13 protein-coding genes are annotated in these 14,836 nt (G+C 71.8%); 7 read left to right on the forward strand and 6 right to left on the reverse strand.

Annotation, left to right across the window (positions count from 1 at the left end; genetic code table 11):
* The first annotated feature begins 48 nt into the window (after positions 1-48).
* Positions 49-831 (forward strand): alpha/beta hydrolase, encoded by a 783-nt coding sequence (locus ACYU8V_RS10290; protein ID WP_460847129.1) that lies wholly within the window; start codon positions 49-51, stop codon positions 829-831.
* Between the two features lie 302 nt (positions 832-1,133).
* Here the strand turns inward: ACYU8V_RS10290 and ACYU8V_RS10295 are convergent, their stop codons facing one another.
* From ACYU8V_RS10295 to ACYU8V_RS10320, 6 genes are read right to left on the reverse strand one after another with little or no spacing between them, the layout of a single operon-like run.
* A complete protein-coding gene (locus ACYU8V_RS10295; protein WP_460847130.1) occupies positions 1,134-2,519 on the reverse strand; it encodes a glycosyltransferase 87 family protein in 1,386 nt (461 codons plus the stop codon).
* A complete protein-coding gene (locus tag ACYU8V_RS10300; protein ID WP_460847131.1) occupies positions 2,516-3,442 on the reverse strand; it encodes an ROK family protein in 927 nt (308 codons plus the stop codon). The genes ACYU8V_RS10295 and ACYU8V_RS10300 overlap by 4 nt, the downstream gene beginning before the upstream one ends.
* A gap of 3 nt (positions 3,443-3,445) precedes the next feature.
* A complete protein-coding gene (locus tag ACYU8V_RS10305) occupies positions 3,446-4,411 on the reverse strand; it encodes an ROK family glucokinase (RefSeq protein WP_460847132.1) in 966 nt (321 codons plus the stop codon).
* On the reverse strand, positions 4,408-4,836 hold the full coding sequence (locus ACYU8V_RS10310) for a hypothetical protein (protein WP_460847133.1): 429 nt from the start codon (positions 4,834-4,836) through the stop codon (positions 4,408-4,410). Before ACYU8V_RS10310 ends, ACYU8V_RS10305 begins: the two co-directional genes overlap by 4 nt.
* A complete protein-coding gene (locus ACYU8V_RS10315) occupies positions 4,833-6,047 on the reverse strand; it encodes an ArsA family ATPase (RefSeq protein ID WP_460847135.1) in 1,215 nt (404 codons plus the stop codon). Before ACYU8V_RS10315 ends, ACYU8V_RS10310 begins: the two co-directional genes overlap by 4 nt.
* A 3-nt stretch (positions 6,048-6,050) precedes the next feature.
* On the reverse strand, positions 6,051-6,500 hold the full coding sequence (locus ACYU8V_RS10320) for an SRPBCC family protein (RefSeq protein ID WP_460847136.1): 450 nt from the start codon (positions 6,498-6,500) through the stop codon (positions 6,051-6,053).
* Positions 6,501-6,554: 54 nt separating this feature from the next.
* On the opposite strand from ACYU8V_RS10320, the gene ACYU8V_RS10325 reads away from it, so the two are divergent.
* The 6 genes from ACYU8V_RS10325 (at position 6,555) to ACYU8V_RS10350 (ending at position 14,835) form a co-directional block, all read left to right on the forward strand.
* On the forward strand, positions 6,555-8,345 hold the full coding sequence (locus tag ACYU8V_RS10325) for an AMP-dependent synthetase/ligase (RefSeq protein ID WP_460847137.1): 1,791 nt from the start codon (positions 6,555-6,557) through the stop codon (positions 8,343-8,345).
* A 223-nt stretch (positions 8,346-8,568) separates the two neighbouring features.
* Positions 8,569-9,309, forward strand: a complete 741-nt coding sequence (cpaB, locus tag ACYU8V_RS10330; RefSeq protein ID WP_460847139.1) for a Flp pilus assembly protein CpaB — start codon at positions 8,569-8,571, stop codon at positions 9,307-9,309.
* Positions 9,310-9,315: 6 nt separating this feature from the next.
* Complete coding sequence (locus ACYU8V_RS10335; RefSeq protein ID WP_460847141.1) at positions 9,316-10,506, forward strand: AAA family ATPase; 1,191 nt, start codon at positions 9,316-9,318, stop codon at positions 10,504-10,506.
* A 2-nt stretch (positions 10,507-10,508) separates the two neighbouring features.
* Positions 10,509-11,990, forward strand: a complete 1,482-nt coding sequence (locus ACYU8V_RS10340; protein ID WP_460847142.1) for a CpaF family protein — start codon at positions 10,509-10,511, stop codon at positions 11,988-11,990.
* Positions 11,990-13,909: a type II secretion system F family protein gene (locus ACYU8V_RS10345; RefSeq protein WP_460847143.1), complete on the forward strand. Its 1,920-nt coding sequence runs from the start codon at positions 11,990-11,992 to the stop codon at positions 13,907-13,909. The genes ACYU8V_RS10340 and ACYU8V_RS10345 overlap by 1 nt, the downstream gene beginning before the upstream one ends.
* Positions 13,909-14,835 carry a type II secretion system F family protein gene (locus ACYU8V_RS10350; RefSeq protein WP_460847144.1) on the forward strand — a complete coding sequence of 309 codons (927 nt, stop codon included), beginning with the start codon at positions 13,909-13,911 and terminating at the stop codon, positions 14,833-14,835. The genes ACYU8V_RS10345 and ACYU8V_RS10350 overlap by 1 nt, the downstream gene beginning before the upstream one ends.
* Position 14,836: the final 1 nt, after the last annotated feature.

Below are 14,836 nucleotides of genomic sequence, written 5' to 3' on the forward strand. Positions count from 1 at the left end.
GAGTAGTGCCTCCCCACGTCCGCGACGTGACGCGGCAGAATCGTCGACGTGAACGAACCCGAGGTCCTCGAGAGTGCTGCACCGCTGCGGGTCGAGGCCCGCCCCGAGCTGACCGGCGGGCGTCGCATCGGCGTCCTGCTCAGCCACGGCTTCACCGGATCGCCCGCCTCCATGCGGCCGTGGGGCGAGTACCTCGCCGAGCTGGGATACGGCGTCGTCGTACCCCGCCTGCCGGGGCACGGCACCACCTGGCAGGACATGAACACCCGCACCTGGGCGGACTGGAGCGGGCACCTCACCGCGACCTTCGACGAGTTCCGCGCCGAGCACGACTCCGTCGTCGTCGGCGGGCTGTCGATGGGCGGCGCGCTCGCACTCCGGCTCGCGGCGGATCGCGCCGACCGGGTCGCCGGGGTCATGGTGGTCAACCCCGCCGTCGCCACCAAGCGGCTCGACGTGAAGCTGCTGCCGGTGCTCAAGCACGTCATCCCGTCCTTCCCCGGGATCACGAACGACATCGCCAAGCCCGGCGTGAGCGAGTACGGCTACACCCGTACGCCGCTGCGGGCCGCCCACTCGATGATGCGCGCATGGCCGGGCCTCATCGCCGACCTGCCGCGGGTGACCGCTCCCCTGCTCTACTTCCGCTCCGACGTCGACAACGTCGTCGACGCGACCTCCGAGCCGATCATCTGGAACGCCGTGGGCTCGACCGACAAGACCCGCGTCGCGCTGCCGGACTCGCTGCACGTGGCCACCCTGGACAACGATGCGCCGCTGATCTTCGACGAGTCCGCGAAGTTCGTGGGTCGCGTAGCCTGGGTGGCGTGAGCGAGGCCGACGACGACACCGAGGACGCCACCGAGGCCCTGTGGCGCGAGATCGTCGAGAACTACGGCGACCGCGCGCTGGTCGAGCCCGCCGACGAGCCGGCCACCGAGGTGCCGCACGTGCCGGTCGAGGACGTCTTCGGCCATGACGACGGGGACGACGGGGACGACGCCTTCTTCGGCTACGAGGACCCGGACGAGGACCGCTTCGTCCCGCCGGTGCCCGCGCCACTGCCCCGGGCACGGCCCGACCGGCTGGCGGCGTGGATCGGCGTGCTGGGCTCCCCCGCGGTGGTGCTGGTCCTACTGCTGAGCGGTCTCTCCGTGGACCCCGTGATCGGCTGGCTGCTGGTCGCGGCGTTCATCGGCGGCTTCGGCTACCTGGTCGCCACCATGCCCGCGGAGCCCCGGGATCCCTGGGACGACGGCGCTCAGCTCTGAGTCGACCACGAGGCGCGGCAGCGGCTTCGTCGTACGGAACCCCTCGGCGAACGCCATCCCGGCGAGCACCATCAGCAGCAGGTTCCGGACGCCGAGGACGGCCGTGATGATCGGCGTACCCCAGCTGTAGTGGACCAGCGGGGTGTAGGCATAGGGGTACACCACATGGGTGATCGCACAGGTGACGATCAGCATGATCGCCCAGCGGCGCAGGTGCCGGCGCTCCTCGCCGGCCAGCAGCGCCACCCCGATGATCGCCGCGGGCAGCAGCCACGCGAGGTACTGCGGGCTGAGCACCTTGCCGCTGACGATGAACGCCATCACGCCGCTCAAGGAGAGCCAGACCAGCCGGTTGGTCGCGGGGGTCCCGGCGCGCCAGGCGCGGACCCAGAGCCACACCAGCAGCGCGATCATCGCGACGGTGGCGACCTTGGTGACGAACAGCGAGGTCCCCACGCCGGGGCCGGCGATCTCGACCGAGTGCGACGGCGCCTGGCCGACCGAGTAGCGGCCGTTGTACACCGAGCGGACCAGCATCACCACGGTCGCCCACACGGACTCGATCTGGAGTCCGCGGTCGTTCTGGTAGCGCAAGGGTGACATGACCCGATCGGTGCCGCCCAGGACCCAGGTGAGGCCCATCAGGAGGCCTCCGACGACGGCCACGGTGATCAGCACCTGCTTGCGGCTCCACCGCGCGGCGGCGAGGGCCGGCACGATCAGCACCGGCGAGTACTTCAGCGCGGTGGCGATGGAGGCGTACACGCCGGCTCGCTTCCCGCTCCGCTCCGACGCCATGATGGCCAGGCCCACAAAGAGCCCCGGCAACAGGTCGAAGCGGCAGTACACCAACGGTCCGAGCGCGGGGATGGCGATCAGCCAGAGCACCGGCGCGCTCTCCGACCCGGAGCGCCGCAGGATCCGCATCACCAGGGCGTCGGTGCCCAGCATGATCGCGATCCAGACGTACAGCGTCGCGCCGCCGAGACCGAGAAGGGACAGGACCGCGAACGGCGCGATCAGGATCAGGACCGCCGGGACCGGGTACTCCGAGAGGCTCCCCTGCCAGCCGAGGTCGCCGAAGTGCCGGAACGTCCTGAGGTAGTACTGCAGGTCGCCGAGGACGCCGTGGTCGGTGAGCGGGAGCATCACGGCCACCATGACCAGGCGGGTGAGGCACCACGTCCGCCAGCCCGAGTCGAAGAGCCTGGCCGGGTAGTGGCGATGGTCGAGCAGGCGATCGATCACGGGCGACGTCCAGTCTGCAGAGTGTCACGAGCAAGAAGGGCGGCACCGACGGCGCCGGCCTGGGCGCCGAGTCCGGCCGGGACCAGCGAGGGTACGACGCGGCGGTCGGTGCCCTGCAGGGAGTCGAGGAGCGCGCTGCGGGCCGGGTCGAGCAACAGGTCGCCGACGTCGGCCACACCGCCCCCGATGACGACCAGCTCCGGGTCGAAGGCAGAGACCAGGCCGGCCGCCCCGACGCCGAGCCAGGTGCCGATCGTGGCGATCGCCTGCCGCGCCGTACCGTCGCCGGAGCGGGCCATCCGGGCGACCTCGCGGCCCTCCAGGTGGCGGCCGACGGCGACGCGCACGACGCGCTCGAGCGCGCGACCGCTGCAGTACTGCTCCCAGCAGCCCTTCAGGCCGCACTCACAGCTCAGCCCGTCGGGGACGACCTGCATGTGGCCGAACTCGCCGGCCATCCCCTGGCTGCCGCGGTACAGCCGGCCGCCGAGGATCAGCGCGCCGCCGATGCCGGTGCCGATGGTGATCAGCAGCGCGTCCTGAGCGCCACGGGCGGCGCCGAGGACGAGCTCGGCGTACGCGGCACAGTTGGCGTCGTTGTCCAGCACGGTGGGTACGCCGAGGCGGTCGGCCAGGCTGCGGCGTACGGGAGCGTCCCGCCAGGGCAGGTGGGCGGCGAACCGCACGTGCTCCCCCGTCGCGTCGACCAGGCCCGCGGCGGCGACGCCGACCGCGTCCGGGGTGGCTCCCCCGGCGGCCTCCCGGATCGCCTCGCACAGCGCGCGCTCGACCTCCTCGCCCGGGACGTCCCGGCCGGGCATGGGCCTCGTGGCGGTGGCGACGGGGCCGCCGTCCTCGTCGATCGCGACCGCGAGCACCTTCGTGCCACCCACGTCGACACCGACGTAGGTCGTGCTCCGCATGGCTCAGAACCTTACTAGGTCGGCGGCGCCGATCACGCCGGCGTCGTTGCCGAGTCGGGCCACCCTGATCTCCGCCTCGGGGCGGTATCCGCGGCCGGTCAGCTCGCGTCCGAACGCCTCCCGGATCGGGTCCAGCAGCAGGTCCCCGGCCGCGCTGACGCCTCCACCGACGACGATGGCAGCCGGGTCCAGGACCGCGGTCAGCGACGCGATGCCGTGGCCCAGCCAGCGACCGATCTCGGCGAGCTGCTCGATCGCGAACCGGTCGCCGTCGGCGGCCGTCGCGGTGATCATCGGGCCGGTGATCGCGGCCAGGTCCCCGCCCGCGCGGGCCAGCACCTCGGCGGCGAAGGGCGAGCCGCCACGGGCGGCCTCACGGGTGTTGCGGACCAGGGCGGAGCCGCTGGCGTACTGCTCCAGGCAACCGCGGTTGCCGCAGCCGCACTGCCGCCCGTCCGGTACGACGCACAGGTGGCCGATCTCGGCGGCGACCCCGTAGGCACCGCGCAGCAGCCGCCCGTCGAGGATGACCCCGCCACCGACGCCGGTGCCGACGGTCACCATCAGCTGGTCGTCGATGTCGTGGCCGGCACCGAAGCGGAACTCGCCCCAGGCCGCGGCGTTGGCGTCGTTCTCGACGACGACCGGCAGACCGGTCAGCGCCGACAGCTCCGGCCCGAGCCGCTCGTTGCGCCAGGCGATGTTGGGGGCGAACCGGACCGTCGCGCGGGCCTCGTCGATGTAGCCCGCGGCCCCGACGCCCACCGCCTCGACGGGGTGCTCGGCTGCCAGGGTGCGGACCAGGTCGGCCGCCGCCTGCTCCATCGCGGCAGGGTCGGTGGCCGGCGACTCCACCCGGTGGGTGGCGAGGATGGCGCCGTCGGCCGACACGACGGCCCCGGCGATCTTGGTGCCGCCGATGTCGATGCCGCACGTCAGTGCGTCGGGTGCCAGGTCCAGGGCGCTCATCGCTCCACGTCCCCGTCGTCGGTGTTGGTGTCGAGGTCGAGGTCGAGGTCGATCCGCTCGACCTCGGGCCCCCGGCGGTGCTGGTCGCCAGCCGGCGGCGGGACCGTCTCCATCATCCCCGCGGCGGCCTGCAGCAGCGACGTCGCCGCGGTCATCAGGTGGGCACGCACCTCGGGAGTGGTCTGGCGCGCCAGGTGCACCACTCGGCAGACGGGGCAGTACCGGCACTCGGCGCTGCCGGTGGCGAGGTGCTCGTCGATCTCGTGCGCGAAGCCCGCGGCCTGGCCGGCCATCGCGCCGAGCCCGCCCACGGTGTCGCCGGTGTGCTGGCGGGCGAGGTCGGCGAGCGCGCCGAACAGCTTGATCGCCTCGTCACCGACGCTGCCGACGTCCGGGCGGTCGCCGGCCGGACTGTCCTCGCTCATCGGGTCACCTCGTGCACGGGTCCACTCTCGGGCTCCCGGAACCGGACCCGCAACTCGCCGTCGGTCACACCGGCACCCGTGATCCGCAGTCGCGCGAGCCCTGCAGGCAGGGTGAGCAGGCGCCGTGACGATCCGACTGTGACGACCAACTCATCGCCGTTGCGGGCCAGATCCACCTCGGACCGGGTCACGAACGGCAACGACAGCCGCAGCTCGGCGCCGCCGTCCCCGGACCGGCTCACGCGCAGCGGTCCCGCCTCGGTCGGGGGCGCGACCGGGTCGGTGCCGGCGTACAGCTCGGTGGCGAAGGCCGCCAGCTGCGCCACCCCGACCGGCTCGGCCGGCTGGTAGAGACCGCGTCCCAGGGGCAGCCCCGGGAACGACTCCTCGGCCGCCGCGAGCACCTTCGCCTGGGCCGCGACCCAGCCGGCGCGCCACTCGTCCTCAGCGCCCTCGGGGAAGACGCGGTTGGCGATGACGCCGTCGACGCGGTAGCCGAACAGGCACAGGCTGGTGTAGGCGCGACGCGCCTCGGCGAGCACGACGCTCTCGGGGGTCATCACGATCCGCACCGACGAGTCCGGGCCGGCCAGCAGCTCGTGGACCTCGTCCAGCTCCGCGTGCAGGCGGGTGATCGCGTCGAAGACCGTGTCCCCGGGCATGGGGACGCCGGCGGCCCGGTTCAGCACCGGGCGCAGCGCCTTGACCAGGCGGCGCTGGATGGGCAGCAGGCGCTCGATGTACCAGCCGAGTGCCTCGGGAAGGGCCAGCAGCCGCAGCGTCTCGGCGGTCGGCGCGCAGTCGATGACGATCACGTCCCACGCGCCGGAGCGCGCGTGCTCGCGCAGCTCCAGCAGCGCGAGGACCTCCTCGGCGCCCGGGATCACGGTCATCTCCTCGGCGGCGACGGGCTCCATCCCGGCGGCGTCGAGGACCGAGAGCAGGTAGCGCTGGATGTCGGCCCAGGACTGCTCGAAGCGCTTCTGGGCGTCGACCTGGAGCAGGTGGAGGTACGGCGCCAGCTCGGTCGGCTCGCTCGCGACGACACCGTCGGGCCCGGCGTCGACGCCGTACGCGTCGGCCAGCGAGTGCGCGGCGTCGGTCGAGATGACCAGGGTGCGCAGCCCCCGGGCCGCCGCGAGCGCGGCCGTCCCGGCCGCGACGGTGGACTTGCCGACGCCGCCCTTACCCGTGAACAGCAGGATCCGCACGCCTCAGGCGCCCGTCTCCACGCGCTTCTTCAGGCCCTTGAGGGCGGTGTCGATGAGGATCTTCTCGCCGCGGCGCTTGAGCATGCCGATCAGCGGGATCGCGAGGTCCAGCGCCAGGCGATAGGTCACCTCGGTCGCACCGGAGCCGGTCTCGCGCAGCACGTAGGCGCCGTCGAGCGAGCGCAGCATCTTGCCCTCGACCAGGGTCCAGGTGACCTCGGCGTCGCCGTCCCAGACGTAGGCGAGGGTGTACTCGTCCTTGATCGGCGGGACGTCCAGCGCGAAGAAGACCTCGCGGGCGCGACCGCCCTGCGCCTCGTCGTACGACGAGCGCACCTCGGCACGGATCACGCCCTTGGCCCAGCGGGGGTACGCCGCGAAGTCCGCGATCACCGCCATCACCTGGGCCGCCGGGGCGTCGACGACGATCGACGAGGACGTCTGTTCGGCCATGCCCGCAGGCTACCGGACAGCACGGGCCGGTCCGCCGCGAGTAGCGTGCGGGTCGTGCGCGAGTACTCCACCCCGCAGACCGTGACGCTCCCCACCACGGGCAATCTCACCGACGACGTGGTCCGCAACGCCGCCGAGGCCCCCGCGGCGGTGGCGTTCCGGCGGCTCGCCGGCGACGGGTCCTGGGAGGACGTCACCACGGTCGGGTTCCTCGCCGAGGTCCGCGCGGTGGCCAAGGGTCTGGTGGCGGCCGGGATCGAGCCCGGCGACCGCGTCGGCCTGCTCTCCCGCACCCGCTACGAGTGGACCCTGGTGGACTACGCGATCTGGTTCGCCGGCGCGATCACGGTGCCCATCTACGAGTCGTCCTCGGCCGAGCAGGTCGAGTGGATCCTCGGCGACTCCGGCGCGCGGGCCGTGGTGGTCGAGGACAGCGCGCACATCGCGAAGGTGAGCGCGGTGCGCGAGCGGCTGGAGCAGCTGCACCACCTGTGGGCGTTCGAGGACAACGCGGTCGAGGTCCTCACCAGCCTCGGCGCCGACGTCGAGGACACGGTCGTCGAGCAGCGCCGTACGACGGCGGGACCGGGCGACACCGCCACCCTCATCTACACCTCGGGCACGACCGGGCGGCCGAAGGGCTGCATGGTCAGCCACGGCAACTTCATGACCGAGCTGGGCGTGGCGGTGTCCGAGCTGGAGCAGCTCTTCGACGGCGAGGACGCGCGGACGCTGCTGTTCCTGCCGCTGGCCCACGTCTTCGCACGGATCATCCAGGTCGGCTGCGTGCGGTCGCGTACGACGATGGCGCACACCTCCGACATCAAGAGCCTGCTGCCGCAGCTGTCCAGCTACCGCCCGACCTTCATCCTGGCGGTGCCGCGGATCTTCGAGAAGGTGTTCAACACCGCCTCGCAGCGCGCCGCCGCCGACGGCAAGGGGCGGGTGTTCGACCGGGCCGCGGAGGTCGCGATCACCTACTCGCGCGCCCTGGACGCCGGCCGGGTGCCGCTGCGGATCCGCACCGAGCACGCCCTGTTCTCGCGCCTGGTCTACGGCAAGCTGCAGCAGGCCCTCGGCGGCGCCTGCGAGTTCGCCATCTCCGGCGGCGCGCCGCTCGGGGACCGGCTCGGCCACTTCTACCGGGGCATCGGGGTCACCGTGCTCGAGGGCTACGGCCTGACCGAGACGACGGGTGCGCTCACCGTCAACCTCCCGGACGCGCAGAAGGTCGGCACCGTCGGCCGGCCACTGGCCGGGACCACCGTGCGGGTCAGCGACGACGGCGAGCTGCTGTTCCGCGGCGGCCAGGTGTTCCGCGGCTACTGGAACAACCCGGAGGCCACCGCCGAGGCGCTCGGCGACGGCGGCTGGCTGCACACCGGCGACGTGGGCGAGGTCGACGACGAGGGCTTCGTGCGGATCACCGGGCGCAAGAAGGAGATCCTGGTGACCGCCGGCGGCAAGAACGTCGCCCCGGCCGTGCTCGAGGACCGCGTCCGCGCCCATCCCCTGGTCAGCCAGTGCCTCGTCGTCGGCGACGGCCAGCCCTTCATCGCCGCCCTGATCACCCTCGACGCGGAGGCGCTCCCCGCCTGGGCGGAGGCCCACGGCACCAGCGCCGACCCGGCCGACCTGGTCGACGACCCGCAGCTGCTGGCCGAGATCCAGTCGGCCGTCGACGAGGCCAACCAGGCGGTGTCGAAGGCCGAGTCGATCCGGAAGTTCGCCGTACTCCCCGACGACTGGACCGAGGAGGCCGGGCAGGTCACCCCGAGCCTGAAGCTGAAGCGCAACGTGGTGATGCGGGAGTGCCGCGACGACATCGCCGCGCTGTACTCCTGAGCCTCCGATCGCCCGCTCTGAAGGGCGATAGTCCTTTCGGGCTATCCCGGATCGCGAACGACCACAAAAGCGACCGACGTCACCCATTGGGCCCTTGGTCCCGATAATCTCGCCGATGCGCCCGGTGGCCATCCGGCCGGGGCGTGCACATCGGGAGATTTTGTTCGAGGCCGGCCTCTTTCGGGAGGGTCGTCGGTCCGACAACGGGAGCGGAGGGCTCTTCATGGACCGTCGCAGACTGCTGCTGGTCGTCGCCGCAGTGATCGCAGTACTGGGGGTTTTGCTGGTCTTCGTCTACGCGCACGGCGCGGACGCACGTGCGGCGAAGAAGTACTCCGCCACGCAGGTCCTGGTCGCCAAGTCCGAGATCGAACCGGGCGAGAGCTTCGAGGACGCCTTCAAGGCAGGCAAGTTCGAGCTCGAGTCGGTCGCCGCCAGCCAGGAGCTGCCGGGCGCCACGTCGGACTCGGCCGGCTTCGACGGCAAGGTCGCGCTCACCACGATCTACGCCCACGAGCAGCTCATCCCCGCCAAGTTCGGCAGCGTCGACGACGTCCAGGCCGCGACGACCCTGCCGATCCCGGCCGGCAAGCTCGCCATCTCGGTCCTCATCAAGGACGACGGCCGGGTGGGCGCGTTCCTGCGCGCCGGGGCCCAGGTCTCGGTCATCTTCACCAAGCTCGACCTGACGGGGAAGCCGGTCTTCACCCGCACCCTGATCGGCCGGGTCAGCGTGATCGCGGTCGGTACGACGACCACAGTGCCGGCGGACAACGCCACCGACTCCACCGACTCCACCGACACCTCGATCCAGCAGCTGCTGACCCTCGCGGTCACCCAGAAGCAGGCCGAGAGCGTCCGGTTCGCGGAGAAGGACGGCGAGCTGACGGCCGCTCTGCTCAACACCCAGAGCAAGGTCGATCAGAACTCCAAGCCCGTCACCGAGCCCGACGTCGCGAGGTGATCCGCCGTGCCGATCCTCGTTGAGTCCGACCAGGCCAACCTCGCACTCCTCCAGCCCGGCATGCCGGCCGGCGCGCACGCGGTCTCCGGCCTGGACCGGATGTTCGCGTGGCTCGACCAGCACTCCGACGAGTACGTCGTGGCGCTGGGCCCGTCGCTCCCCCTCGAGCACACCCTCGCGGTCGCCGAGGAGCTGCGGATCAAGCGGCCGACGGTCAGCGTCGTGCTGGTGCGCGACCACCTCGACACCGAGGTGCTCACCAGCGCCATGCAGGCGGGCATCCGCGACGTCGTCACCACCACCGACGACAAGGCCCTGACCAAGGCCGTCGAGCGCGCCCACCAGCTGTACGCCGCCCTGCGCGGCCCCGGTGGGGCACGTCAGATGGGCCGCATCGTCACGGTCTTCTCCCCCAAGGGCGGCGTCGGCAAGACCACGTCCTCGGTGAACCTGGCCCTCGCGCTGTCCGACAAGGGCGCACGCAAGGTGTGCCTGGTCGACCTCGACCTCGCCTTCGGCGACGTCGCGATCACCATGCAGATCTTCCCGACGCACTCGATCGAGCAGGCCGTGGGCTCCGAGGACTCCGTCGACCTGGCGATGCTGGAGGGCCTGCTGACCCGCCACGAGAGCTCGCTCAGCATCCTCGCGGCACCGGCCCACCCCGACGTACGCGAACGGGTGACGCCGCTGCTCATCTCCCGCATCCTGCGTGCGCTGCGCGACGGCTTCGACTACATCGTGGTCGACACCTCGCCCTCCTTCGACGACGCGACCCTGACCGCGCTCGACGAGACCGACGAGTGCGTGATCATCGCGACCCTGGACGTCCCGACGCTGAAGAACGTCAAGGTCGCCCTGGAGACGATGGACATGCTCAACATCGCCCGCGGCCACCGGCACCTGCTGCTGAACCGTGCCGACGACGCCGTCGGCATCAGCGTCGAGAAGGTGGAGGCGATCCTCGGCATGCCGGTGTCGGCCCAGGTCGCCACCGCGGTCGAGATCGCCGCGTCGACCAACGCCGGCAACCCGATCATCTCCGAGAAGCCCGCCCACGCAGCGAGCCTCGCCTACGCCGAGCTCGCGTCGACGGTCACCGGTGAGCCCATCGGCATGACGACGGCGGCGTACGGCGCTCCCGTCGACGTGCACCACGACCGGTCGCGCGGCCTGTTCCGCCGCGGGAGGAGCTGACCATGTCGAGCCTGTCCGAACGCCTGGAGGCAGCCCGCCGCGAAGCCGCGGGCAAGCACGCCGCCGAGCCGCCCGCCGAGGAGCCCGCCCCGTCCACCGTCCTCGAGTCCGCGCCGGCCCCCGCTGCCGCCGGTCCGCTCGCCGCTCGCGCCGCTGCAGCCGGAGCGGACAACCGCTCGGCCCAGCGCCGCGCGATGGCGAGCCACGAGGCCGACCGCATCGAGGACCTCAAGGCCAGCGTGCACTCCGAGCTGATCAAGCAGCTCGGCCCGCACCTGTACGACGCCGAGATGGACCAGTCCGAGCTGGACCAGAAGGTCCGCACCATCCTGTCCGAGGTCCTCGGATCGCAGGACCGGCCCTTGAGCAACGCCGACCGGGCCCGCGTGACCAGCGAGATCAGCGACGACATCCTCGGCTACGGCCCGATCGACCCCTTCCTGCGCGACCCGGAGGTCTCCGAGGTCATGGTCAACGGGCACGACAGCGTCTGGCTGGAGCGCAGCGGCCGACTGGTCAAGGCCGAGGCCCACTTCGCCGACGAGGCGCACCTGCGGCGCACGATCGACAAGATCGTGTCCCGCATCGGGCGCCGTGTCGACGAGGCGAGCCCGATGGTCGACGCCCGTCTTCCCGACGGCAGCCGCGTCAACGCGATCGTGCCGCCGCTCTCCATCGACGGCTCCGCGCTGACGATCCGGAAGTTCTCGGCCGACCCGCTGACGGTGCAGGACCTGATCAACTTCGGGTCGCTGTCCCCGGTGACGTCGGACTTCCTGTCGGCGTGCGTGCGCGGGCGGCTCAACGTCATCGTGTCCGGCGGCACCGGCGCCGGGAAGACCACCACCCTCAACGTGCTGTCGTCGTTCATCCCCGGGGACGAGCGCATCGTCACCATCGAGGACGCGGCGGAGCTGCAGCTCAAGCAGGACCACGTGGTCCGCCTGGAGTCGCGGCCGGCGAACATCGAGGGCAAGGGCGCGGTCACCATCCGCGACCTGGTCAAGAACAGCCTGCGCATGCGGCCCGACCGCATCGTCGTCGGTGAGGTCCGCGACGCCTCCGCCCTCGACATGCTGCAGGCCATGAACACCGGTCACGACGGCTCCATCACGACCGTCCACTCCAACGGCCCGCGCGACACCCTGGCCCGCATCGAGACGATGGTGATGATGGCCGGCATGGAGCTGCCCATCAAGGCGATCCGCGAGCAGGTCGCCTCGGCGATCGACCTCATCGTGCACCAGACGCGGTTCAAGGACGGCTCGCGGCGGATCACGCACATCACCGAGGTGGAGCGGATGGAGGGCGACGTGATCACCCTCCAGGACATCTTCGTCTTCGACCACAGCGCCGGCTTCGACGAGAACGGCCGGGTCCTCGGACGCCTCCGCTCGACGGGGCTGCGCCCGAAGTTCCTCGACAAGATGGGCAACGCGAACGTCGCCGTCGATCCGACGCTGTTCCGGCTGGACCGGTTCTGATGCGCCGCGCCGCTGCCGTTCTCGCCGGCGCGCTGGGTCTGCTCCTCAGCGTGCTGCTCGGCGCGCCGTCGTACGCCGCCGGGGACGCCACCATCGCCCACGTGCAGACCGACGGGGGCAACCTCCAGGTCCTGGTCGACGTGCCGCCCGGCGCCACCGTGACGCTGGGTGGCGTCACCGCGACACTCGACGGCACCGCCCTGCACGCGACCGCGACGTCGGCCGGCAACGGCTCCACCGTCGAGCGGACCGCGATCCTGGCGATGGACACCAGCGACTCGATGGCCGCCCAGGGCCGGTTCACCGCGGCCAAGCAGGCGGCCCTCACCTACCTGCAGACGGTCCCCGCCGACGTCAGGGTCGGGGTCGTGACCTTCGACAGCCAGGTGAGCGTGGCCCTCGCGCCCACGACCAACCGCGACCAGGCCCGCTTCGTGGTCAACGGCCTGCAGCTGAGCAAGGGGACACTGCTGTACGACGGCCTGCAGACCGCCGTCCAGACCGCCGGCACCTCGGGCCAGCGCTCGGTCCTGCTGCTGTCCGACGGCGCCGACACCGGCTCGTCCGCCACGCTGAGCGAGGTCGCCGACGCGATCAGCTCGACGGACACGCTGCTCGACGCGGTCTCGCTCGGGCAGCAGGGCGGCGACCTGACGGCGCTGCGCAACATCGCGAAGGCGGGCAACGGCGACCTGGTCCAGTCCACCGGGTCGGCGCTGTCCGAGGCGTTCCGCCGCGAGGCGGACGTGCTCGCGGGCCAGATCCTGGTGACGGCGGCGCTGCCCCCCGGCTTCACGCGCACCCAGGCGACCGTCGCGGTCACACTGCCGTCCAGCCAGGGTCAGCTCGTGGCGAGCGCGCTCGCACCGATCGACGTGGCGGCGACGTCGCCGACCACCACCAGCGACCTGCCGGCGGCGCCCAGCGCGGAGGGCTCCGGCACACCCGCTTGGCTGCTGTACGCCGGCGTCGGGGTGTTCGGCGTCGGGCTCATCGCCGCGGCCGTCCTCCTGGTTCCCGGGAAGCCGGCGCCGATGAGCATCGCCGACCGGCTGACGGCGTACACCGCGCGGACCGGAGGGACCGCGGTCGTCTCGCAGCGGCCGACCACCGAGCCCGTGCTCGACCAGGCGAAGGCAGCTGCCGCGAGCATCCTGGAGCGCAACCAGAACCTGGACCGGCGCCTCGCGCTGCGGCTGTCGGCCGCCGGCAGCGGCTTCAAGCCCTCCGAGTGGCTGCTGCTGCACATCGGTGTCGTCGTCGGCGCGGCGCTCCTCGGCGCGCTCGTCGGCGTCGGCAACATCTGGATCGCCATCGCGTTCGCGGTCGTCGCGGCCTTCGTGCCGCCGCTCTACCTGCGCTGGCGCGCCAAGCGCCGCCGCCGGGCCTTCGACAACGCCCTGCCCGAGGTGCTCCAGCTGCTCGCCGGCGCCCTCTCGGCGGGCCTGTCGCTGGCCCAGGCCGTCGACACGGTCGTGCGCGAGGGTCCCGACCCGATCGCGGACGAGTTCAAGCGGGTCCTGGTCGAGTCGCGGATCGGCGTACCGATCGAGGACGCGTTCGAGGGTGTCGCCGCCCGGTTCGACAGCAAGGACTTCGCCTGGGCGGTCATGGCCATCCGGATCCAGCGGCAGGTCGGCGGCAACCTGGCCGAGCTGCTCACGACGGTGGCGAGCACCATGCGCGAGCGTGCGTTCCTCCGCCGGCAGGTGAACGCCCTCGCCGCGGAGGGCAAGCTCTCGGCCGTCATCCTCAGCGTCCTCCCCCCGGGCGTGGGCGGGTTCGTGCTGCTCACCAACCCGGGCTACCTGCAGCCGATGTTCACGACGCTCCTCGGGTGGGCGATGCTGATCGGCGCCGTGGTGTGGCTGTGCGTCGGGGTCTTCTGGATGAGTCGTCTGGTGAAGGTGGAGATCTGATGGCACTCTTCCTCGCACTGCTCCTGATCCTCGGATCCATCGCCGTGGTCGGTGTGGCGCTCGTGAAGCACGAGCGCCCGGTCGGCCTCGCCCGCTCGCTGCAGGCGCTCGAGCAGATGGGCAGCTCGGGGGCGGACCAGCTGGCATCCGAGGCCGATCTGCCCTTCGCGGACCGCGTCCTCGCGCCCGTCCAGGAGCGCACCCTCAAGATCGGGCGCCGTCTCACCGGCGCGGACCAGGCCGAGCGGCTGCGCCACAAGCTCGACCTCGCCGGCAACCCGCGCGAGTGGTCGGTCGACCGGGTCATCTCGCTCAAGGTGTTCGCGGCGGTCGTGCTCCCCCTCGCGGGGGTCGCCTGGTGCGCGCTGCTCGGCTTCGGCGTCGGCCTGATCATCCTCGCGGGCGTCGGCGGCGCGGCCCTCGGCTTCTTCGGTCCTGACCTGTACCTCTACCAGCGCGCCTACGACCGGTCCGAGGAGATCCGCCGGACCCTCGCCGACGCCGTCGACCTGCTCACCATCAGCGTCGAGGCCGGTCTCGGCTTCGACGCGGCCCTGCAGCAGGTGGCGCGCAACACGACCGGCGCCCTGGCCGAGGAGTTCTCGCGCGTCCTGCGCGAGATGCAGCTCGGCATGGGCCGGGCGGACGCGCTGAAGGCACTGGGCGACCGGACGAACGTGGACGACCTGAAGTCCTTCATCGGCTCGATGGTGCAGGCCGATGCGTTCGGAATCTCGATCGCGCAGGTGCTGAGGGTGCAGACTCAGGAGATGCGCACGAAGAGGCGGCAGTACGCCGAGGCCAAGGCCCAGCAGGTTCCGGTCAAGATCATGGTCCCTCTGGTGCTGTGCGTGCTCCCCTGCCTCTTCGTCGTGATCATGGGCCCCGCCGCCATCAACATGATGCAACAGTTCTCGCAGCACTGAG

The organism is Nocardioides ultimimeridianus, assembly GCF_054777895.1.